Genomic DNA, 20,947 nt, shown 5'->3' with positions numbered 1-20,947 from the left:
CACAGTAGCTCGCTCATGATGGTTCCTAGCCGCCTGGAGCCGGACGTGTTGGGCATGTTCGCCGAGGGCTGTGACGAGAGGAGCGCTGCATGCGCGATGAGGCGATGGCCGAGCAGGCGAAGGGCATGACTCGCGAGGAACTGCTGACCCTTCCAGTCGCCGTTGACCTGGACACGGGCAACCGTGCGCTGGGCCTCGGGCGGAGCAAGGGCTACGAGCTGGCCAAGCGAGGCGAGTACCCGTGCAAGGTCCTGCGCCTGGGCAAGGCGTACCGCGTGGTGACCGCCGATCTGCTGAATCTGCTGGGGCTGGCCGCTTGAGGGCGAAGCAACATAGCAGGCAGTTCTGCGCTGAGCTGACACAGAAGCGCTGGACTGTGGCCAGGCGTGGACGTACTGTCCGTGTTCCCTCGCGGTGGCCTGACGCCCGCGAGAAGGGGATGGGCCCCCGGCGGTGCGACGCCGGAGGCCCGAGCAACCCCGAACGGCCCTGGAAGAACCAACCCGGCGGCAAGGGCGTGCGAGCCCGCCACCGCCAGACGAGGAGCTGCCCTGTGGAACACCCCGAACCCCAGCCCTATTCCAACTCCGACAAGCCCGCGTGGCCGCCGGTTGTCGCCCCCGGCAAGCCCGGCGAGTACATCGGCCAGGCTTCTGCCGCTGACGGCGTCGAGGGCGCCGTGGCGGACGAGCCTGCCGAGGAGACGGAACCGGACCCCGAGCCGACGGCAGGATCGGCCCTGCTGGACGAACTGCGTCGGCGGATAGCGAAGTTCGTGATCCTGCCCTCCGAGCAGGCTCTCGACGCCGTCACGTTGTGGGTGGCGGCGACGCATCTCCAGCCCTCGTGGCAGCACGCCCCGCGCCTGGCGGTGGTGGGGCCGGCGAAGCGGTGCGGCAAGTCGCGGCTGCTTGACGTGCTGACCGAGACGGTCCACGAGCCGATGCTCACGATCAACACCACGCCGGCGGCGGTGTTCCGCTCGATCACCGAGGAGCCGCCCACGCTCCTGGTGGACGAGGCGGACACGATCTTCGGCACTCCGAAGCAGGCCGAGAAGAACGAGGAGATGCGTGGCCTGCTGAACGCCGGCCACCAGCGCAACCGCTACGTGACCCGGGTGGTCGGCAACGACCACACGCCTCACCGGTTCGCCACCTTCGCCATGGCGGCCATCGCCGGGATCGGCGACCTGCCTGACACGATCATGGACCGGTCGGTGGTCATCCGTATGCGCCGACGGGCGGAAGGCGAGAGCGTCCGGCCCTTCCGGTCGCGGCGGGACATCCCGTCCCTCCATGACCTGCGCGACCGCATCGCCGCCTGGGCGGCGCCCCTGGTGGACGAGGCCGCAGATCTGGAACCGGTGATGCCGGTCGAGGACCGGGCCGCCGACACCTGGGAGCCACTGGTCATCGTCGCCGACCTCGCGGCCGGTACCTGGCCGCGCCGCGCCCGTACCGCGTGCGAGCAGATGGTCGCCTCCGAGGCGGCGGCCGAGGAGGACCACCCCAGCGGGGCCCGCATCCTGGCCGACATCCGGCGCGTCTTCGTCGCCCAGCGCGAGGTCGACAGCCTCTCCACGGAGGAGCTGATCCACCACCTGCGCCAGGACCCGGAGAGCCCGTGGGCCGAGTGGGGGCGCAGCGGGCTCAGCCCCCGCGACCTCGGCTCGATGCTCCGGCAGTTCGGCATCAAGCCCGGAAACGTCCGCATCGCCGACGGAACCCAGCGCAAGGGCTACATGCGCAACAAGTTCCTCGACCCCTGGCGCCGCTACTGCCCGACCGTCCACCCGGTCGAAGTCACACCCACTCTCCCCCAGGGCTGACCCCGCCCCGCCCCCGCTCGTTGCCGTCCTTGCCGTCCCTGCCGTGATCGCGCAGGTCAGAGGGCATACGCGCAAGACGGCAACCGGGCCCAAGACGGCAACACGATCACCGTCGCCCGTGTAGACCGCCGGGACGTCGCCCGCATCCGTCTCGTGCCGTCCCACGCGTACGTGCCGTATCGCCGCAGGTCACCGGCCGTGAGGCCAAGACGGAAAGCAGTCCCGTACCGTCCGCGCCCCGCCTCCGCCCGGGGCGCGGCCGAGACGGACACCGACCGGGCCTGCCGTACCGGCCCTGGCCAGCGCTTGCAACGGCCAAGACGCCCAAGACGCTTCACACCACTACCCCAAGGAGTATCCCCGCTTGACTCTCCTCTCCCGCCTTCGACCACTACGCCGCACGCAGCCGGGTAGCAGGCCCGGTGAGGGGCGGCCGACGGCAACTGGCCACACTGCCGAACGGTTCGCGCTCATCGCGGCCGGAGTCGTCATCGTCCTCCTGACGGCCGGAGCGTTCTGGCTCTCCTACGCGCACCTGGCCGACGTTGCCGGCCAACACGGCCTCGGCAATTCCCCGATCCGCCGCTGGGCGTGGCCCGCAACTCTCGACGCGTTCATCGTCGCGGGCGAACTGCTCATGCTCCGCGCGAGCCTGCGCCAAGTCACCGACTTGTGGGCCATCGCTGTGACCGCCATCGGGTCGGTCGGATCCATCGCGCTCAACGTGGCGGGCGTGAGCGGAACGAGCGACGCCCGCACTGTGCACTGGCTCGACTACGTGGTCGCCGCAGTCCCGCCGACCGCCGCGCTCCTTGCTTTCGGCGTCCTGATGAGGCAGATCCACCAGCTCGTCGAGCGGCCCGACGGCCACCGAAAGTCCGTGTCCGTCCCGGAGTCGATGCCCCCGGCCAAGGTGGTCGTCCCGCTGGCCCCTCCTGGCGAAGGCAGGGATCACGGCGACGGGCCGACGGAGCATCCCGACCCCGATCGTCTGGCCGACACCGCAACCCCGCCGGGCGGCGAGGCCACCAGCAAGCCCCCCAATCCGACCGGAGCACGGCCTCGGCGTACCGGGCGCCCGCAGGACATCTCCGATGACGAGATCCGGGCCGTCGCGCGCGAGGTTATGGCCCGTACGGGAACCGCTTCCCCCACCGAGGTCGGCGAAGAGATCCGCGTCAACCGCGGCCGCAAGGTCGGCAACGCCCGCGTGAAGAACGTCTGCGACGAGCTGAACGCCCAAATGGTCGAGCCGGGCCCCGCGATCGCAGTCGGCAGCAGCACCGGCTGACCCGTCCGCAACGACGCCCTTCGGTGGCACCGGAAGTACTTCCGGTGCCACCGAAACCCGGCCGGCCCACACCCCGAAACCGCCGGAATCCCACCGGACCCCGCCCGCAGCGCCCACTCCTCCACAGCTGTGGACAGCCAACTACCGGCTGCACGTCGCCCGGCCTTCCCCGCCGACCTGCCTGCCCCTTCTGCCTCATCCGGAGAACTGCCCATGACGCGCCACCCGCACGACGCGCACGATGCCGAAGTCGTCCCGGGCGAACTGCCCATACCGACGAAGTCGCCTACGCTGAAAGAGCGTTTGTGGAACGCGTTCGGACGGCCTGCCCCTGGCGGAGCCAGTAGTACCCCGAGTCCGACTCAAGGCCGGTCTTCGGGGATCTCCGCCCCGGGGGTGGCGGAGACGGCCCGACGCCAGGGGGCGCCGGACCGGGAGGTCGGGACCGAGGGCGGCCCCGACCAGGACGAGCTCCACACCGTCCAGCAGCAAATCCTCCGCCCCACACCCGCCACCGAACCGACGGCCGGCGAGCGAGCGGTGCAGAGCATGCAGCCGGCGATCCGCCGTTTCACCGGCACCAAACGGACCGTCCGCGTCGGCCCGCTGCGGTTCACCGGCGACGAGTACAACGTGCTGCAGGAGGCCGCTGCCGAGAACGGCTACAAGGGGGAATCCGGCTTCGCCGCCGACATCGTCCTCGCCTTCATCACCGGCCGGTTCACCGCCAACCTCCCGCTGTCCGAGGACCGCCGCCGCACCCACATGTTCCGCGCCCAGGTGCTGCGCGAGCTCAACCGCATCGGCGTCAACGTCAACCAGATCGCCCGCGCCCTCAACAGCGATTTCACCCCGCCCGACATCCGCCGACGCCTTGGCGAGCTGCACGATCTGCTGGAGCTGATCGCCGAGGCCCTGCGTGAACCGGACATCACCAGGAAGGACCTGGCCGCGTGATCGCCGCCATCAAACCGGCCGGGTCCAACACCCGTGGCCTGCTTGCCTACCTCTACGGCCCAGGCCGCCACGACGAGCACACCGACCCGCACATCGTCGCCGGCTTCGCGATGCTCGGCATGCCCGACCCCGGCCGGGACCCGGACGCCACTCTCACCCAGCTCGCCCGCCACCTCGACGAGCCCGTCCACCTTCGGAACAGCGAGTTCGGCAAGAAGGTCTCCGACCACGTCTGGCACTGCCCCGTCCGCACCGCACCCGAAGACCGCCACCTCTCCGACGCCGAGTGGGCCGAGATCGCCCAGCGGATCGTCGAAGCCGCCGGCATCGCCCCGGCCGGAGACGACCTCGGCTGCCGATGGATCGCCGTACGCCACGCGGATGACCACATCCACATCCTCGCTACCACCGTCCGCGAAGACGGCCGCCGCCCCAGGCTCCACGACAGCGGCATCCGCGTCGGCGACGCCTGCCGCCAGATCGAGGCCGATTACGGGCTGCGCCGACTGAAGAAGGGCGACGGTACTGCCGCACGCCGGCCCACCCAGGCCGAGATGCACAAGGCCCAGCGTCTCGGCTGGGAGCAGACCAGCCGCGACTGGCTCCAGGACCGCATCCGCGCCGCCATCCCCCACGCCAGCAGCGCCGAGGAACTTCTCGCCTACCTCGAAGCCGACGGCCTCGCGGTCAAACCCCGCCGCGGACCGTCCGGAGACCTCCTTGGCTACGCCGTCGGCCGCCCCGGCGACCTCAACAAGGACGGCGAACAGATCTTCCACCCCGGCGGCAAGATCGCCCCCGACCTCACCCTCCCCAAGCTCAAGGCCCGCCTGGAAGCCAGCCAACCCGAGGAACACCCCACCGCCCGGCGCAACCGCCCGACCACCGCTTGGCACCAGGCCACCGAAGCCCTCGACAGCTTCCGTACCGACCTTGCCGACGACACGCACGCCCAGGCACACATCACCGCCCTCGGTGAACTCCTCGAAGCCACATCCCAGAAGGCGCCCATCCACCTCCGCGCCGAACTCCAGGCCGCATCCAAGGCATTTGCACGCGCCCAGCGCTCCCAGACCCGGGCAGAAGACCGCGCTGCCCACGCCATCCGGAACGCGGCCCGCGACATCGTCCACACCGCCACCGGCCCCGACGGCAGCGCCCTCGTCGCCCTCATTGCCGCCCTCCTGTGGGCCGGGATCATCGCCAACCGCTGGCACGAGGCCAAGGGCCACGCCCACCAAGCCGACGCCGCCCGTCAAGCCCTCCACCACCTACAGGCAGCCGCCGACCAGGCCCTCACTCCCACGCTCGTCGTACTCGAACAGCATCAACCTAAGCAGGAGACCCGCCGCACCCTTGCCCACGACGTCCGCGCCGCCGTCCCCGACCAAGCCGACCGCATCCTCACCGACCCCAGCTGGCCCGCCCTCGCTGCCCTCCTAGCCGATGCGGAGGCCCGAGGCCACCAACCCCACCACCTCCTGAAGGAGGCCGCAGCCCAGCGCGAACTGGGCACAGCCCGCCAGCCGGCCCGCGTCCTGATCACCCGACTCCAGCACACCAGCCGCAACCCAAGTCCCAACCTTCGGGCTGAAGCCGCACGCCTCCGGACCACGGCGTCGGTGACTGGCCAGCAGGCCACCGCCGCACAGCCGCCAGCAGTCCCCGGAGTCCGGCCCAACCGCCCGCGACGCTGACCCTGAAATCTCCTCAGTGGTACCCGCGCTGCGCCTCAGCAGGACACGTCTGCCCCGCAGCGCACCGCGGCTGTGCCCATATGGCCGACCGCCACCGTGGCCGTTCTGCGGGCCGAGGGGCACAGGCGGATCCGGGACGCGATCGCCGTGGGAGGGCCGACGTACACACCCGACGATCCCCGGTTAGGCAAACCGGGGATTCCCCAGACCATTTACATGCCCGGGCCCTGCGCCCAACCCCACCAAGCCGCACAGCACCGCACGGCGCTGTCGGCACACCCACACCACAAGGAGCACCACCCTGAAGTTCCACCCCACCGCTGCCATGTTCCCGCCGCTCACCGACGAGGAGCTCCACGAACTGACCGAGTCGGTCAGGACCCACGGCCTGCGTCACGCGATCGTCCTCGGCCCCGATGGGACCATCCTCGATGGCCGCCACCGACTCGCCGTCTGCAAGGCTCTCGGAGTCGAACCCCGCTTCACCACCTACGAAGGCGATGATCCCGACGGATACGCCTTGTCCGTCAACATCCGCCAGCGCAAACTGACCACGGGACAGGCCGCGATGATCGCTACCAAGGCCCAGGCCGGCACCAAGGCGCACGAGCACCTCTCCCCCGAGGAGGCGATGCGTTCCCTCAGTGAGACGACCGGTGTCTCCACTGGCCGACTGGAGCTCGCCGACATGGTCATGCGACACGAGCCCGAGCTCGTTGAACCGGTCATCACGCGTACTGTCAGTCTGGACAAGGCCCACGAGGTCGCACTCGCCAACAAGGCCCGGGCACATGCCAGCCAGGAGTACCTGGCCCGGTTGCACACCGAGGCCCCTGACCTCGCGGACTCGGTCGTCATGGGCGAACTCACCGCGCTTCAGGCATGGACCAAGCACCGGGATCGCCTCAAGGAAGACGCGCGACAGCGCAGGGTCGCGACCTATCTCCTGTGCGACGTCGTGACGTCTCTGGCACAGACGCGGGGCACCAGAACCTTTGCCAAGTACGACCCCCAGTACCAGGCTCCGGGCCGCTCCGTCACCCGCGAGACCATCGCCCACGCGATGACCGCGCTGACCGAAATGGACGCTGTATGGCGGGAGCGTGACCTCCCCTGAGCGCCGTGGGGCCCGGCAACGGAAGGTCATTCGGCAGGTGGGCCACGTCCGCCCCACACCTCACCGGGTCCTTCGAGATGGATGGCCGGCACCTCCGGAGTCGCGTCCTCATCCCGTGACTCCATAGCCCGACTTGACCTCATGATGCCTCTGGGGGCCAGCGCCGAAGCGCCTTGGCCCCCAGAGGTTTGCGCCTACCGGCGCGGCTCACCCTCGATGAGGCGGGCAACCTGCGGCCATGGAAATCGGAGCTCGCCGAACAGAGCCCGGTACGCGCTACGCCTCCGGTGTTCCGTCCGCCGAGATGCGGCGGAAGCCGAGGTACGGGAAGAGGGATTCGGGCAGGACGATCGAGCCGTCCTGCTGCTGGCGCTGCTCGAGGAGCGCGGCCAGGGTGCGGCCGATGGGCAGGCCGGAGCCGTTGAGGGTGGCGACGAGCTTGGGCTTGCCGTCCTCGCCGCGGGTGCGGATGTTGGCGCGGCGGGCTTGGAACGTGCCGAAGTTGGAGACCGAGGAGATCTCCCGGTAGGTGCTCTGGCTCGGGATCCAGACCTCGATGTCGTACGTGAGCTGGGCGGAGAAGCCCGTGTCACCGGCGGCCAGCTTGACGACGCGGTACGCGAGGCCGAGCTCCTTCAGGCACGCCTCGGCGTGGTCGACCATCGTCTCCAGCGTGGCGTCCGCGTCCGCCGGGTCGACCATCTGGACGATCTCGACCTTGGCGAACTGGTGCTGGCGGATCAGGCCCCGGGTGTCACGACCGTACGAGCCTGCCTCGGACCGGAAGCACGGCGTGTGCGCGGTCAGTGCCAGCGGCAGGTCGGCCGGCGGGATGATCTCGTCGGCGTAGAGGTTGGTCAGCGGTACCTCGGCTGTCGGGATGAGGAACAGTTCACGGTCGGCTACGCCGGTCTTGAACAGGTCCTCCTCGAACTTCGGCAACTGTCCGGTGCCGGTCATCGTCTTGCGGCTGACCAGGTACGGGACCGCGTGCTCGACGTACCCGTGCCGGCGGGTGTGGATGTCGAGGAAGAGCGTCGCCAGTGCGCGCTCCAGGGCAGCGCCCGCCCCGCGGGAGACGACGAACCGGGGGCCCGACAGCTTCGTCGCCCGGGCGAAGTCGAGGATGCCGGTGCTCTCGCCGAGGTCGACGTGGTCCTTCGGTTCGAAGGTGAAGGCCGGCGGGGTGCCGACGCGCCGGACCTCGAGTGCGAACTCCTCGGAGTCGCCGTCGGGGGCCGCGTCGTCGGGCAGGTTCGGGATGGTGAGGAGCAGATCGCGCAGCTCCTCCTGTACCTGCTCCTGCTCGGCGTCGATGTCCCGGATCTGGTCCTTCAGCTCGCGGGCGCGCTCCTTCAGCTTGGAGATGTCGCCGCCCTGCTTGGCCGTCTGCTGGACCTCGCTCGCCACCCGCTTGGCCTCCGTCCGCAGCTCGTCGGCTGAGCGGATGCTCTGGTTGCGCCGGGACTGGAGGTCTTCCAGCCGGGACAGGTCCAGGGAGTAACCGCGACGAGCGAGCCGGCGAACAGCTTCGGCACCCATTTCGATCAGGGCGCGGGCGTCATGCATGAAGGGATCCTTTTTATCCAGCGAGTGGGATGGGGATTCCAGAGCGACGGTAGCAACAGCCACCCGTCGCTGATCCGGAATATCGCCGTGTGATCTCTACGGCGCAGCGCCACCGGGCCCATGTATTGTCCAGATCCCGCCAGCCTCGACCAGGGCCGGGATGGTGCCCGTCCGGTGCTTCGTGGCAGGGTCGACCCCATGCGGATTTTGGTGATGGGCGGCACCTGGTTCCTCGGCCGCGCGATTGTTGACGAAGCTCTGCGACGGGGCTGGGAGGTGACAACCTTCAACCGCGGCCGTTCCGGTGTGGTGGAGGGCGCCGACACGGTCCGCGGTGACCGGACTGACCCCGATGACGTGAAGCGGCTGGCCAGCCAAGGGCCGTGGGATGCCGTCATCGACACCTCCAGCAGCGAGTTCTCGCCTCGTGATGTACTCCTCGCCACCGAGGCCCTGCGCCCGGTTGCCGCCCGGTGGGTGCACGTCTCCACGGTGTCCGTTTACCAGGGCTGGCCCCACCACCCGCTCACTGACGATTCTCCGCTGCTGGAGTGCCCACCGGATGCTGACGAGTCGTTCGGTCACACCGGCGCCGACGGCAGCCCGACGAAGTACGGATTCCAGAAAGCTGGTGGAGAGGCCGCGGTGAGGACCGTGTTCGGGGACGATTCGGTGTTCGTACGACCGGGGGTGATCCTGGGCCCCGGCGAGTACGTCGGCCGCCTCCCGTGGTGGCTCACCAGGGCCCTTCGCGGCGGCCCGATCGTTGTCCCGGCGCCGGGCGAGCAGCGCATCCAGCCCGTCGACGTGCGCGACGTCGCCGTCTTCGCCGTCGACCAGGCCGCGGCCGGTACCCCCGGGCGGGCCTTCAACATCGCCCACCCCGAGGGCATCAGCTGGGCGGACTTCATCAGCGCATGCCTCGCGATCACGGGCGGCGTCGGCCATCCGGTGTGGACCGACGCTGCGACCCTCACGGCGCACGACGTCAAGCAGTGGACAGAGCTTCCGCTGTGGCGTACCCATGCCGGCGTGTGGTCCGTCGACGCCTCCCGTGCCGCAGCAGCCGGGCTCCGGTGCCGTCCGCTCGCGGACACCATCGCCGACACCTGGGCGTGGATGCAGGCGGATGGACGACCGGTCGAGCACCCGAGGTGGTCCGAACACGGAGTGGCCCCGGACAAGGAGGCCCGGATCCTCACTGCCCTCGGGCAAAGGTAGGAAGGGCGGAGCGGGTCAGGAGTCGATGGCGAGCAGTCCTCGCCCAGTACCCAGCTGCCTCGGCGCTGAGCGGCGGCCGAACTCCTCGATCCGCTCGCCCAGCGTGATCGCCGCGCCCGCCCCCCTGAAGGCGGGGGCGGTTAGCGCCCGCCTCAAGGTCCCGGTGCGCTCCAGCAGTCCCGCCACGCGTTGGTCCTCAGGAATCGCCCAGACCGTCTCCAGCGTCACGGCCGCCGCGTCCAGGTCGCCCCGCAGGAGCTGCGCGGCGGCGAGGTCGGCCGCGGCCTTCCCGCGCACCGACGCCGACTGCCGGGCCGGCGGCCGGGACGAGACAAGGGCCAATGCCTGCTGCGCGGTGGCCTCGGCACCTACCCCGTCGCCGACGAGCAGGGCCGTCGTGCCGTTGGACATCAACAGGCGCTCCTCGCTGAACGCGAACTCACCGCCCACGCCGTCGTGCAGCTCGTCGCGCTCCCCTCGATCCTGGCGGGTCGATGCAACAAGCGCCCGGTTCGCCCGCTCGTGATCTCCGAGGTGTCCGTGGGCGCGAGCCTCGATGGACAGCAGCCGGCGACGGGCCGTGTCCCCCAACCCGGCGTATGCAAGCGCCGTCCGGGCCTGCCGTACGGCCTCCGACGGCCGCCCTGTGAAATAGGCGCAGATCGCCAAGGACCCGGTCGCGTAGGCGCGCAGTGGATCGAACCGAGCCATCTCCCCGTACAGGGCTGCCGACCGGGCGAGGCGAGCCGAGTCGTCCAGGGAGCCGAGGTCGAATGCGGCGGTCGAGAGCAGCGCGCACGCCTGCCCCGCCACGATCAGCAGGTCCTGTTGCTGGGCAGGCACCTGCGTCAGCCCCCGCTGGTGTTCCGCCTCCGTGCGAAGCACTCTGGCGCGCCGGAAGATGTCGAACGCGCTCACCGCCCCATACGAGCGGGCGAGGGCAAGAGCATCGTCGCGGAGCTGGTCGATGGTGGTGTCGGATACGGACTGCGCGGCGGCAGCACCGGCTTCATCTGCGGCGTCACGTGCGGTCATGGCGATGTCACTTTCGAGGTCGTACACAGCGGGAGCCCCCGACATGGTCGGGGACGACGCAGGTGGAGGACCGAAAAGGGCTACGGTCTCCACCTCGAACAGGTGCTCAAGCACGCGGCATGTATCCGGTCCCGGCAGGGTTTTGATCCGGCCCGACGTCCACCGTCGGAACTGCGCCTCCGATACCGACAGGCCCGGTAAGCCGGCCTGCGATGCCGCCCGTGCGAAGGCGGTGGCGAAGTCCCGGTACCGCCAGCGTCGTTGCTGGACTAACACCCGCAGCAGCGTGGCCGGATCTTGCATCGGTCGCTCCCTCAAAGTTAGGAGACGGACCACATCGCCCCGTCCCTATGCGTTGCCTACCGGCCAACAGGCTTGATCTGCAATGGAATCCGCGCACATGACATGCCGATGCCACCTCCATGACACCCCACACACCCAAGTCGGCACCAGATGACACTGGCCGCGTCATGGCCGTGACACCCGCACCGGAGCGACTCTTACGCCACCCCAAAGAGACCAGCGAAGGGAACGGACCGTGAGCAGCCCCCGGCTTCCCCGCCGAACCCCCGGCGCGACCAACCCGCAGTACGAGGCAGCCGTAGCCCCGTACGCGGAGTCGGACGCGGCCCCGTCGTTGGAGAGGCGCCGCTTGCCGCAGGCGGCGGAGGCATTCCGGACCGAGCACGGTGATCCCGCCACCTGGAGCTCCGCCCAGTTCGACGCCTTCCTCGGTCTCGGGGGTGCCCAGTGATCACGGCCAACGACGCGAATCTCTGGGTGGCGGACGACCGTGGCCACCAGCTCCTCGGCCGAGAGGTCGTCCAGCCCTCCAGCGGACGACGCGGAACCGTCGCCACCGTCCTGATCTACACCTCGAAGACCACCGACAAGGTGGTCAAGCGGGTCGCGCACATGCGTCCGATGGACGACTCGGGCCGCGAGTGGACGGCGGATCCCGGATCGCTCCAGCCCCTGCTCCCGAGCGCCTCGAACGTGGCGGCGGACACTCGGTGACCACCGTCCAGTCGGCACGGGGCAACGGCACCCGGAGCTGAACAGACTTCCCGCCCGTTGCCGGTCAACCAGACGACCACGCGTGGGAAACGGCGCCCCTGGGCGCCGAGCAACAAACCGGTCGGAGTGCAGTCGGCGCTCCGACCGGCGGCCAGCAGAGCGGATCAGAGCTGCCCAACCCGGGCAGTCACCCTTCCATCAAGGAGATCGGCATGCCGAAACCCAGGAAAGAGAAGCAGAACCACCTGATCTACGCGGACGTCGTGGACTCCAAGTCCAAGGCGGGTGTGTGGATGGGCGAGCGCGCCTCCTTCCGCGAGAAGCAGGGTCGCATCCTCGACGCGCTCAAGGAGCGCACCGACTGGGTCGAGCTGAACGACGCGATCATGGTCATCAGCACCGAGCCCGCCGGCCTCACGGTCATCGTGCCCAACCCGACGCTGCCCGGCGTCATCGTCCTCTCCGACGGCGGCAGCCCCGCGGCCTCGGCCCAGCTCCAGGCCGGCGCCGAGGAGCAGGTCCGCGCCGTGATGGCCGAGCTGGGCATCGCCGAAGAGGAAACGGCGGCCTGACCCAGTGGCCGCTCCCCTGCAGCTGTGGGGGAAGTACTTCCAGTACGACCGGGCCGGGGAGGCTGTACTCCTCGACCCGGTCACCCTGGAAAGTGTGCTTCTCGACTCCGGCGAGGTCGCTGACCTCGCCGGGGTCTCCCCGACCGCGACCCATGAAGCCCTCGCCGGGCTCGGCTTCACCCAGGACGGCCCCGCCGCCGACCGCCGTGAAGCACTCCACAACCGCCTCAACGCCCTCGGTTTCGACCCGACACCGCAACGGATCAGCGGGCTGCGGGTGGTCCTCACCGACCGCTGCAACATGGCCTGTACGTACTGCTTCGTCGACACCAACAGCGGCAAGCCGGACATGACCGAGGAAGAGCTCGCCACCGGCCTGGAGTTCCTGTTCGAGCAGAACGCCGGCCAGGAAGAAGTGTCGATCCAGTGGTTCGGCGGCGAGCCGACCATCCGCTTCGACCTCATGAAGTACGGCGACGAACTCGCCGACACCCTCGCCGCCCGCCACGGCATCGCACGCGTCCGCCGCACCGTCGTCACCAATGGCGCCCGTCTTACGGACGAAGCCCTCGACCACTTCGTGCAGCGCGAGTACGGCGTCGGCATCTCCATCGACGGCCCGCCCGGCATCAACTCCGCTAACCGGCTCCTCCTGGGCGGCCAGCCTGCCGACGACCGGATCCGCCGCAACGTCGGCCGCCTGGTCGCGGCCAAGGGCCTGCACGTCGGATGCAACCTCACCCCCACGGCATCGAACATCGGGCGTCTGGCCGAGACCGTGCGGTGGATCATCGACGACCTCGGCCTGAAGTTCATCTACGTCAACACCCCCATCCCCACGGGGGGTGAGTGGCGAGTCAACGGCGCCGATCTGGCCCGCGAGCTGTACGAGGCCCGCCTGACCGCACTCGGCAGGGGTGGGATGCTCTTCTCCGTCCTCGACCGCGCGTTCCAGGCCCTCGACACCCGCCGGCCGATGCTGTTCGACCACATGCAGGGCGACCGCAGCCTGAACGCCGCACTGCTGCCCGGCAACCGGGTCAGCGTCTGCGACATCAACTTCACCGAGTCCTCGTTCCTCCACACCGTCGACGAGCTCCGCCAGAACCCCGGCCTGCTGGCCGCCGCGGCCAAGAAAGTCGCCCCGATCCCCGCCTGCGGCAACTGCCCGGCCCTGGCCATCTGCGGCGGACCGTCCCGAAACGAGCAGGCCCTCATCGGCGGCGACACCCCGGACCCGCAGATGTGCGCCTTCTACACCAGCACCGTGGCCATCGCGGTCTGGGACAACACGGGGGTGCAATGAGCACCCCCGCCCGCACAGCGCTGATCTCGACGGCAGGCCACTGCAAGGTCGCCTGCGGCTTCTGCTTCCGCGCCGACCGCGCCCACGGCTTCCTCAGCATCGACACCTACACCCGGGCCCTGTCCCGGCTGAAGGAGACCGGGGTGGAGGGCGTCTGCCTGACCGGAGGCGAGCCGACCCATCACCCCCAGCTCCCGCAGCTCGTCCGCTTGGCCCACCAGTTCGGCATGGCGGTGTCCATGGTGACCTCGGCCCGCACCGAGGCCGAGGTCACCGCCCTCGCGGAGGTCGAGCACCTTCTGACCAACGTCACCGTCTCGGCCGATTCCGAGGGCGCGATGGCCCTTGGTCGGACGACCCGGACCGTGCCCTCCGCCGTTGCGACGCTGCTGGCCGTGGACGTTCCCGCGAAGGTCCTCCACTTGACCTATTTGGACGTGGCGGAGGAGGAGGCAGCGCAGATCGCCGGCCTCGTCGCCGGGACAGGCATTGAGGTCCAGCTCAGCCCCGTACTCCTGAACGAGCAGGGCTTGATCAGGGCCGGCGGATCGCTCCAGGACTCTGTGAAGCTCAGAGAGGCTGACACGGCGACCCTTGCCGGACGCTTCCGTCTGTCCAACGCGTACCGGTCCTACCTCGATGATCTACGTCGGATGCAGCTGTCCGGCGACGAGGGCCATCCCTGCCGGTCAGCGACCCTCTACATGTCCGCCGAAGGCGAGATACGGCGTTGCCCCTACGGCGCGGGCGGGGTCAGCGTCCAGGCCCCGCGTGCCGAGATCAGGGGCTTCCTCGAAGCGCCGTCGAAGGACCGTGTCGGACCCGACTGCGCCGCCATCTGCCGCCCCGCGTCGCACGCCTGCGCGGCGGCCTGAGCCCAGGGAGCCATCGTGCACGCACCGGTCTCTGTCACCGACCCGCACAACTTCACCGCCTGCTGGCGGCAGCCGCCGAACTTTCGCCTGCACGTCCCGTTCGACTACCTCTTCATGCCCGCCATCGACATACTCGACCACATCCGCCAGGACGAAGAGGTGCGGTTCACCATCCTCGGCGAGGAGGACTGGCAGGTCCGCATGGACCGCACTGCCGCCTTCCGGACGGCTTCAGTCGAGGAGATCATCACCTGGCCCTTCCGCCTGGTGCACTTCAACCTCTCCCGGTTCTACGGCGAACTCCTGGAGGGTTTCCAGGACGAGGTCGTGATCCCCTGGCGCACGTACCTCGCCTCCCAGGGATTCACCTGGCAGCGGTGCGCGCCCATCCTCTTCCTGTCCTCGCAGAGGGCCACCTCCACGTACCACAACGACAACTCGCACGGCCTCGTCTGGCAGGTCCACGGCACCAAGACCTTCCACAGCTACCACAACCCCGACAAGCACCTGTCGGCCGAAGCCGCCGTCCTCGGTGAGACCACAGCCGAGGAACCGCCGGCCCACGACGAGACGGACCGGCAGTCCGTGACCATGCACCCCGGTGACCAGTTGTGGAGCCACGCCCTGACCCCGCACTGGGTCACCACGGAGTCTCCGCTCGCCCTCAGCGTCACGTTGTCCCATGGCGGCCTGTGCCACCAAGGCCGCTACGCCGACCGCGAGGTCGCCCTCCGGTCCCACTGGGACAAGAACCCGGCCGAAGCATGGACCCTCGACCTGGGCCACACCCGCTACTGATCAACCCATGCTGCTGCCCCCCACCGCCAGTCGGCGGTGGGGGGCAGCAGCACGTACGCACTCAATCAGGGAGTCAGCCGGTTCGGGCCGCGGAAGAGGAAGGCCGCCTCGCGAATGGAGTCCAGACCGAGCATGACCATGAGGATCCGTCCGAGGCCGGCTCCGAGGCCGCCGTGGGGCGGGCAGCCGAAGCGGAAGATGTTCATGTAGTCCTGCATCGGCTCGGTGTTCATGCCCTTCTCCTCCGCCTGCTTCAGCAGGACGTCGGAGCGGTGCTCGCGCTGGGCGCCGGTGGTGACCTCCAGGCCCTTCCACAGCAGGTCGAAGCTGAGCGTCAGGTCCGACCGGTCCGCCGGGCGCATGTGGTAGAAGGGCCGGATGCTCGCCGGGTAGTGCGTGATGAACGCGAACTCGTGCCCGGTCTGCTCCTTCATGTGCGCGGCGATCCGACGCTCACCGTCCGGGTCCAGGTCCTCCTTCACCCCCTCCGGGTCCCAGCCGCCAGCCCGCAGGATCTCCTGAGCCTCGGCCATCGTGATCCGCGGGAACGGCGTCTCCGGCACCGCCACCTCAACCCCGAAGACCTCCCGGATCCGCTCCCCGTGGATCTCGGCGACCTTAGCGATGGCGTGCGCCAGCATCCGCTCCTCGAAGACCATCACGTCCTCGACGTCGTCGATCCACGACAGCTCCACGTCCACGCCGGTGAATTCGGTCGCGTGCCGCGAGGTGTACGACGGCTCGGCCCGGAAGACGGGCCCGATCTCGAAGACCCGGTCGATGCCGGCCGCCACCGCCATCTGCTTGTAGAACTGCGGCGACTGGGCCAGATAGGCCGACCGGTCGAAGTACCCGAGCTTGAACACCTCCGCCCCGGACTCCGAGGCGGTCCCCATCAGCTTCGGGGTGTGCATCTCCGTGCAGCCGTGCTCCATGGCGTACTCGCGCAGTCCCTCTTCCAAGGTCGTCTGCACGGTGAACACGAGCTGCGCGGTCTCGCGCTTACGGACGTCGAGGAACCGCCAGTCGAGCCGGTGCTCGGGCCCGGTCTGCTCGTCGATCGGCAGCGGCGTCTCCGCCAGGTTCAGCACCTCGACCGACTCGGGGACAAGCTCCAGACCGCCGAGCTTGACCTGGGCCGCGTCCACGACGCGCCCGGTGATTCGAACGGCGGACTCCGGGGTGAGGGACTCGAGGACAGCCTCCAGCGGGCCGCCGTCGCGCTTGTGAGTCACCTGGACCATGCCAGAGTGGTCGCGCAGGATCACGAACTGCATCTTGCGCTGCAGCCGGAGTGCGTTCACCCAGCCGGAGACAGAGACGGTCTGGTCGATGTGGCCGCGTAGGTCAGAGGTCAGAACGCGGCTCGTAGTGTGGATCATCGCAGCCCTCCAGGGGCGTCGTCATGATCCCTTGGGAGTGCGGGCGAGAAGGGAACTCGCGGTACCACCGCACTTTCGCCGCCACCCGAGGGCAGCAGCCTCATTCAGCCCTGTGACGGGGGCGAACCGGCGGGGCATTGGGCCAGGCGGCCGTTCCTCCCCGCGCTCAGGAGGGTCTTCACCTCGGGCGCGAGTCCGCCTTCCCAGCTACCGGCGGCTCTCTCTGTTCGCGTGATCCTCGGCTACTCGTCTCCATCTACGCGTTGCCCACGAGAATAGGGATCCTGATAGTCCCCTGCAACGTAATCACGACGATGGCGCACGACCTGGCCGAATCAGGCTCCTCCGTCAGCGTCCGCGCACAGCTGTGCTTCCGCGACCCCACCGGAAGGTCGGTAGCTGTCCGGGGGCGGGAGGAAGGCATCGGCGACACCCTCGCAACCAAGATCCGCGCCTCCCTCACGTACTACCGCTCGTTCCTGGGCAAGCCAGGGTGCGAGGTACCGCTGCACGACACGACCCTCTGCACATCGCTGTTCCTCTACGACGAGAACCTGCTGTTACCCCCCCATGTATGGGGAGGGCCAGCCAGTGCTAACCCGCTGTTCCACCTCAGGCAGGGCGCCGAAGGCGGCTGTTCGACAACTACGCTCAGAGCTTCGAAGCCGTCTGGACCAGCGCATGGCCCTGGACGCCCGACCGGGAGGGGACACCACCGCACATGGGCAGGACTGAGTACTACAACGACCCCGACGCCCCCAAGGCCAACACCCTCATCCCCGCCAGCAACCTGCTGGTCGTTGACGACAGTGGCGCCATCCTGCTCCAGCGCCGCCGCGACACCGGTCAGTGGGCGCTGCCCGGCGGCGCCCAGGACATCGGCGAGACGGCGGCCGAGTGCGCGGTACGCGAGTGCCTGGAGGAGACGGGGATCGTCGCCGAGATCACCGGCTTCCTCGGCGTCTACACCAACCCGAACCACATCGTGGCGTACACCGACGGCGAGATCCGCCAGCAGTACGAGAGCACCTACATCGGCCGCCCCGTCGGCGGCGAGCCCAGAGTCAACGACGAGGCCGACAGCGTCCGCTTCGTCCTGCCGGCCGACCTTGACCAGTACGACATCCACGCCAGCATGCGTCAGCAGATCGGCGACTATCTCGCCGGCACCTACCCCTACCTCGGATGAGCCGCCAGCACCGCCTCCACCCGCCCCACGGTGGCGAAGTTCTCCGCCGCCCCCGACGGATGAACCGCCCGACCACACTGTCGTCCCCGTAGCGGCCCAGGATCTCCGCAACACGCTCTTCGGCGGTGGTCTGGCCGCCGTCGCACGAGCGCGTCCACCAGCAGCGGCTCCTTCAGCAAGGGAACCCGCTCGCGAGCTCCTCCCGCAGCCCGCGCTCCTCGGCCTCCAGAAGCGCGAACGAGTGGTTCGCGACCAACCGCACCAGCTGCTCGTCGGCCCCCTGCTCGTCGCGAAGGAACCGGGCGCCGTCCAGAGGGTGGAACCCAGTAGCGGCTAGGCGCGGCGCGTACCCGACGTCGTGCGGTATGGCTGCCGCCGTCAGCAGGTCGCCGTCCTTGCCCAGGAGCCGCCCGAGCTCCTAGCCCGGCTCGTGACCCCCTGGCTGTGTGCCCACCGACGGGGAAGCGCCTTGCCGTCCTGGTGCGCCACGCCCTGCGACCGGTGGGCGTCTGAGGCACCTGCAGACAGCTACCGGTCCTGCGGGGCCGATGGCTGGCGTGTGCGTCTTGACATGAAGCCGAGTCTCCGTGTTTCGCTTTCAATTCGTGCTACTCCGCGGTATGGTTTTTGGATGTCTGAACAGCATGAAGACCGATCGCTTGACCGCACGGCGGTTGAACTGTTCGCTGGCGGCGGCGGCCTGGCGATGGCTGTCGGGCGAGCTGGTTTTAGGCCGCTCCTGTTCAGCGAGTTTGCTAAGCGCGCTTGCGAGACCCTGGAGGCGAACGGCGCCAAGGAGCGGGGGCAGGAGGAGTGGGTTCCAGAGCCCGGCGGCCCGTGGCCCCTTGTCTCTGGTGACGTCCGCGACCTCGATATGCGCTACCTCTGCGGCAGGGTGGACGTCCTGGCCGGCGGGCCACCCTGCCAGCCGTTCAGCCTGGGGGGCGTCGCGAAGGGGGACGAAGACAAGCGCAACATGTTCCCGGAGATGTTCCGGGCCGTGCGCGAGATCCAGCCCAAGGCTGTCATCTGCGAGAACGTCGTCGGGCTTCGCAGGAAGTCCTTCGAGCCGTACTTCCAGTACATCCTCCGCGAGCTGTCGTACCCCTACCTCAAGCGCGACCCCGATACGACATGGCAGGAGCACGATGCCCTCCTGCGCGCATACGACGCCAAGGTCAGAGCTGGCCGTGGCTCTGGGGCATTTCAGGAGCACGAGTTCTACGACGTGGTTGCCACGAACGTGAACGCGGCGGATTACGGCGTTCCTCAGGTGAGGAACCGCGTGATCATCGTCGCGTTCCGCCGGGACCTCGGCGTCGACATCGATGAGTTCAAGCGCAGCGTGCGCCGCACGCATTCGTACGCCGCCCTCGTGCGCTCAATGCGGGAGGGGCACTACTGGAAGCGCCACGGTTCTGTCCCCCAGCATGTACAGGACCGGGTCATGGCTGGCCTGCCGAAGCAGCTCTCGCTTGAGGCCGGGGATGAGTCCCTTCTTCCATGGAGGACGTTCCGCGACGCGCTGGCCGGGCTCGACGGGGAGGAGCCGGCCCTGCCGCTCGATCTGTGGGATTACCTGGACCGGAAGGAGCAATACCTCGGCGGGGTTACCAACCACATTGGTTGGCCAGGTGCTCGGATCTACAAGGGCCACACCCCGAACGAGTTGGATCGCCCGGCGAAGACCGTCAAGGCTGGCGTGCACGGCGTGCCCGGCGGCGAGTCAGTCTTGTTGACCGATGACCTTGAGCCCGACCCTTCCGTGCCGGGTGGCTGGCGCTACCGCCATCGATACATGACCGTGCGTGAGACGGCCCGCGTGATGACGTTTCCCGATCGCTGGGTGCTGGAGGGACCCCGCGGCGAGCAGATGCGCCAGCTGGGTAACGCGGTGCCGGTTCGTCTGGGCGAGGTGTTCGCGAAGGCGGTGGCGAAGGCTCTGGACAACGCCGGGCGGCAGTGATGACCAGCTTCGAGGGAGTCGTGTCTCCCAGCCGCTGGAAGGATAAGCCGCCGCCGGCCCGCGCGTGGAAGGGACGGGTCGGGAGGACGCGAGCGCAAGCCACCGCTGAGCAGGACAAGGCGGCAGGTGGTTCGGACAGGCGCTGGGTCGATCTGGGTGAGGGACGGCGGGCGCGTGCCTCGGTCGAGCTGAAGGTGCTTGCCAAGACTCGGCGGATCCGCGCCTATTTGCGCTGGTCGGACAAAGGGAGTACTCGACGGCCCGTGTATCTTGGGGAGGTTGAGCACGACCGCCGATCGGAGAATCTCGCCGAGGCGTGGAGCCGGGCCATCGAACGCGGACTCGTACTCCCTGGCGAGCAGTTGCCAGAGTCCTCGTGGGCATCAAGTCGGTCGGTGCGTGCTTCCATGCAGGGAAACCGGCCTCGTGACACGGCCCCTGAGAAGCTCCTGCGTAAGTCTCTGTACGAGCGCGGGGCGCGATACCGGGTTTCTCATCGACCTCTGCCTGGGCTTCGGCGGACCGCCGACGTCGCCTTCCCCGGGGCGAGGGTGGCCGTTTTCGTCGATGGCTGCTTCTGGCACGGTTGCGCCGATCACTGTCGCTGGCCAGGAACGAACGAGGAGTTCTGGCGGCACAAGATCGAGGGAAACCGCGCGAGGGACGCTGCGACGAACCGTGCGCTCGAGGAGTCCGGGTGGACCCCGGTGCGCGTTTGGGAACACGAGGACCCGTCGGAAGCGGCTGAGAGGATCATCGCCCTGGTGAGGGCGAAGCGACGTCTGGCATCCACCAGGTTGCCGCATTCGCAGCGTGCCATCTCGCAGGAGGTCGGCGATGGCGTCATCCGCGCGACGGAGCATGATGCGGCCGTCGCCAAGGCTGTAGGCAAGAAGGCGACTGCCACAGCTGAGGCCGGCCTCCGCCAGCAAGCCCATGGGCAGCTCGACCCGGCCGTTCTCGTCGATGGTGACCTCGGCGGGTTCTCGGATCATGGTCAGCAGTCTGGCATGTCCTGGTCTGGCGAGCTGTGAGGGTGCGCACGGTGTAGATGACGGACTGAAGTAATCCGCACGTGGAGTGTCAGTGTGTGTAAGTAGGGTGGATCCATGCTGACGCGAGGT

General features: G+C 69.0%; 19 protein-coding genes and 1 pseudogene. 16 read left to right on the top strand and 4 right to left on the bottom strand.

Features of this window, described 5'->3' with window-relative positions; genetic code table 11:
- The first annotated feature begins 89 nt into the window (after nucleotides 1-89).
- From MRBLMG1_RS11285 to MRBLMG1_RS11260, 6 genes are all read left to right on the top strand, one after another.
- On the top strand, nucleotides 90-320 hold the full coding sequence (locus tag MRBLMG1_RS11285; protein ID WP_367823255.1) for a hypothetical protein: 231 nt from the start codon (nucleotides 90-92) through the stop codon (nucleotides 318-320).
- Nucleotides 321-553: 233 nt separating this feature from the next.
- On the top strand, nucleotides 554-1,831 hold the full coding sequence (locus MRBLMG1_RS11280) for a DUF3631 domain-containing protein (protein ID WP_367823253.1): 1,278 nt from the start codon (nucleotides 554-556) through the stop codon (nucleotides 1,829-1,831).
- A gap of 364 nt (nucleotides 1,832-2,195) precedes the next feature.
- Nucleotides 2,196-3,122 carry a DUF2637 domain-containing protein gene (locus MRBLMG1_RS11275; protein WP_414721539.1) on the top strand — a complete coding sequence of 309 codons (927 nt, stop codon included), beginning with the start codon at nucleotides 2,196-2,198 and terminating at the stop codon, nucleotides 3,120-3,122.
- A 396-nt stretch (nucleotides 3,123-3,518) separates the two neighbouring features.
- Complete coding sequence (locus MRBLMG1_RS11270) at nucleotides 3,519-4,079, top strand: MobC family plasmid mobilization relaxosome protein (protein ID WP_362250651.1); 561 nt, start codon at nucleotides 3,519-3,521, stop codon at nucleotides 4,077-4,079.
- On the top strand, nucleotides 4,076-5,776 hold the full coding sequence (locus tag MRBLMG1_RS11265) for a relaxase/mobilization nuclease domain-containing protein (protein ID WP_367823251.1): 1,701 nt from the start codon (nucleotides 4,076-4,078) through the stop codon (nucleotides 5,774-5,776). Before MRBLMG1_RS11270 ends, MRBLMG1_RS11265 begins: the two co-directional genes overlap by 4 nt.
- Before the next feature lie 325 nt (nucleotides 5,777-6,101).
- A complete protein-coding gene (locus MRBLMG1_RS11260) occupies nucleotides 6,102-6,893 on the top strand; it encodes a plasmid replication/partition related protein (protein WP_367823249.1) in 792 nt (263 codons plus the stop codon).
- A gap of 276 nt (nucleotides 6,894-7,169) precedes the next feature.
- Here the strand turns inward: MRBLMG1_RS11260 and serS are convergent, their stop codons facing one another.
- A complete protein-coding gene (gene serS, locus MRBLMG1_RS11255) occupies nucleotides 7,170-8,462 on the bottom strand; it encodes a serine--tRNA ligase (RefSeq protein ID WP_367823247.1) in 1,293 nt (430 codons plus the stop codon).
- A 213-nt stretch (nucleotides 8,463-8,675) separates the two neighbouring features.
- Between serS and MRBLMG1_RS11250 the strand changes: the two genes are divergently transcribed.
- Complete coding sequence (locus MRBLMG1_RS11250) at nucleotides 8,676-9,683, top strand: NAD-dependent epimerase/dehydratase family protein (RefSeq protein ID WP_367823245.1); 1,008 nt, start codon at nucleotides 8,676-8,678, stop codon at nucleotides 9,681-9,683.
- A 15-nt stretch (nucleotides 9,684-9,698) separates the two neighbouring features.
- Here MRBLMG1_RS11250 and MRBLMG1_RS11245 read toward each other — a convergent pair whose 3' ends face one another.
- On the bottom strand, nucleotides 9,699-11,021 hold the full coding sequence (locus MRBLMG1_RS11245; protein WP_367823243.1) for a DNA-binding protein: 1,323 nt from the start codon (nucleotides 11,019-11,021) through the stop codon (nucleotides 9,699-9,701).
- Nucleotides 11,022-11,256: 235 nt separating this feature from the next.
- On the opposite strand from MRBLMG1_RS11245, the gene MRBLMG1_RS11240 reads away from it, so the two are divergent.
- The 6 genes from MRBLMG1_RS11240 to MRBLMG1_RS11215 all read left to right on the top strand — a co-directional run bounded on the left by MRBLMG1_RS11240 (nucleotide 11,257) and on the right by MRBLMG1_RS11215 (nucleotide 15,286).
- On the top strand, nucleotides 11,257-11,472 hold the full coding sequence (locus MRBLMG1_RS11240; protein ID WP_367823241.1) for a hypothetical protein: 216 nt from the start codon (nucleotides 11,257-11,259) through the stop codon (nucleotides 11,470-11,472).
- A 26-nt stretch (nucleotides 11,473-11,498) separates the two neighbouring features.
- Entirely contained in the window at nucleotides 11,499-11,735 is a 237-nt protein-coding gene (locus tag MRBLMG1_RS11235; RefSeq protein ID WP_367823239.1) for a hypothetical protein, read from the top strand.
- A 212-nt stretch (nucleotides 11,736-11,947) separates the two neighbouring features.
- Complete coding sequence (locus MRBLMG1_RS11230; RefSeq protein WP_367823237.1) at nucleotides 11,948-12,307, top strand: hypothetical protein; 360 nt, start codon at nucleotides 11,948-11,950, stop codon at nucleotides 12,305-12,307.
- A gap of 4 nt (nucleotides 12,308-12,311) precedes the next feature.
- The gene (locus MRBLMG1_RS11225; protein ID WP_367823235.1) at nucleotides 12,312-13,613 is read left to right on the top strand and encodes a radical SAM protein; all 1,302 of its coding nucleotides are present in this window, start codon (nucleotides 12,312-12,314) and stop codon (nucleotides 13,611-13,613) included.
- Nucleotides 13,610-14,488 carry a radical SAM protein gene (locus MRBLMG1_RS11220; protein WP_367823233.1) on the top strand — a complete coding sequence of 293 codons (879 nt, stop codon included), beginning with the start codon at nucleotides 13,610-13,612 and terminating at the stop codon, nucleotides 14,486-14,488. Before MRBLMG1_RS11225 ends, MRBLMG1_RS11220 begins: the two co-directional genes overlap by 4 nt.
- 15 nt (nucleotides 14,489-14,503) lie before the next feature.
- Entirely contained in the window at nucleotides 14,504-15,286 is a 783-nt protein-coding gene (locus MRBLMG1_RS11215; RefSeq protein WP_367823231.1) for a hypothetical protein, read from the top strand.
- A 65-nt stretch (nucleotides 15,287-15,351) separates the two neighbouring features.
- Here MRBLMG1_RS11215 and aspS read toward each other — a convergent pair whose 3' ends face one another.
- A complete protein-coding gene (aspS, locus tag MRBLMG1_RS11210; protein WP_367823229.1) occupies nucleotides 15,352-16,668 on the bottom strand; it encodes an aspartate--tRNA(Asn) ligase in 1,317 nt (438 codons plus the stop codon).
- 721 nt (nucleotides 16,669-17,389) lie between these two features.
- Between aspS and MRBLMG1_RS11200 the strand changes: the two genes are divergently transcribed.
- Complete coding sequence (locus MRBLMG1_RS11200; protein ID WP_367823686.1) at nucleotides 17,390-17,857, top strand: NUDIX hydrolase; 468 nt, start codon at nucleotides 17,390-17,392, stop codon at nucleotides 17,855-17,857.
- Here MRBLMG1_RS11200 and MRBLMG1_RS11195 read toward each other — a convergent pair.
- A pseudogene (locus tag MRBLMG1_RS11195) lies at nucleotides 17,845-18,346 on the bottom strand (HD domain-containing protein). The gene MRBLMG1_RS11200 and the pseudogene MRBLMG1_RS11195 sit on opposite strands and share 13 nt — an antisense overlap.
- Before the next feature lie 142 nt (nucleotides 18,347-18,488).
- On the opposite strand from MRBLMG1_RS11195, the gene MRBLMG1_RS11190 reads away from it, so the two are divergent.
- Both MRBLMG1_RS11190 and MRBLMG1_RS11185 read left to right on the top strand, forming a co-directional pair.
- Entirely contained in the window at nucleotides 18,489-19,823 is a 1,335-nt protein-coding gene (locus tag MRBLMG1_RS11190; protein WP_367823227.1) for a DNA cytosine methyltransferase, read from the top strand.
- Nucleotides 19,823-20,857: a very short patch repair endonuclease gene (locus tag MRBLMG1_RS11185; RefSeq protein WP_367823225.1), complete on the top strand. Its 1,035-nt coding sequence runs from the start codon at nucleotides 19,823-19,825 to the stop codon at nucleotides 20,855-20,857. Before MRBLMG1_RS11190 ends, MRBLMG1_RS11185 begins: the two co-directional genes overlap by 1 nt.
- The last annotated feature ends 90 nt before the right edge of the window (nucleotides 20,858-20,947 follow it).

It is taken from the genome of Streptomyces sp. LMG1-1-1.1 (genome assembly GCF_040815545.1).
Taxonomy (GTDB): Bacteria; Actinomycetota; Actinomycetes; order Streptomycetales; family Streptomycetaceae; genus Streptomyces.
Note: the sequence above shows the minus strand (reverse complement) of the source record. Positions and strands in the feature narration are given on the sequence as shown.

What these genes read in the sequence shown, in the direction of transcription:
- MRBLMG1_RS11285 (WP_367823255.1), top strand. Translation starts at nt 90, where the DNA reads ATGCGCGATGAGGCGATGGCCGAGCAGGCGAAGGGCATGACTCGCGAG.
- MRBLMG1_RS11260 (WP_367823249.1), top strand. Translation starts at nt 6,102, where the DNA reads ATGTTCCCGCCGCTCACCGACGAGGAGCTCCACGAACTGACCGAGTCG.
- serS (WP_367823247.1), bottom strand. Translation starts at nt 8,462, where the DNA reads ATGCATGACGCCCGCGCCCTGATCGAAATGGGTGCCGAAGCTGTTCGC.
- MRBLMG1_RS11250 (WP_367823245.1), top strand. Translation starts at nt 8,676, where the DNA reads ATGGGCGGCACCTGGTTCCTCGGCCGCGCGATTGTTGACGAAGCTCTG.
- MRBLMG1_RS11245 (WP_367823243.1), bottom strand. Translation starts at nt 11,021, where the DNA reads ATGCAAGATCCGGCCACGCTGCTGCGGGTGTTAGTCCAGCAACGACGC.
- MRBLMG1_RS11230 (WP_367823237.1), top strand. Translation starts at nt 11,948, where the DNA reads ATGCCGAAACCCAGGAAAGAGAAGCAGAACCACCTGATCTACGCGGAC.
- MRBLMG1_RS11220 (WP_367823233.1), top strand. Translation starts at nt 13,610, where the DNA reads ATGAGCACCCCCGCCCGCACAGCGCTGATCTCGACGGCAGGCCACTGC.
- aspS (WP_367823229.1), bottom strand. Translation starts at nt 16,668, where the DNA reads ATGATCCACACTACGAGCCGCGTTCTGACCTCTGACCTACGCGGCCAC.
- MRBLMG1_RS11200 (WP_367823686.1), top strand. Translation starts at nt 17,390, where the DNA reads ATGGGCAGGACTGAGTACTACAACGACCCCGACGCCCCCAAGGCCAAC.
- MRBLMG1_RS11190 (WP_367823227.1), top strand. Translation starts at nt 18,489, where the DNA reads ATGTCTGAACAGCATGAAGACCGATCGCTTGACCGCACGGCGGTTGAA.
- MRBLMG1_RS11185 (WP_367823225.1), top strand. Translation starts at nt 19,823, where the DNA reads ATGACCAGCTTCGAGGGAGTCGTGTCTCCCAGCCGCTGGAAGGATAAG.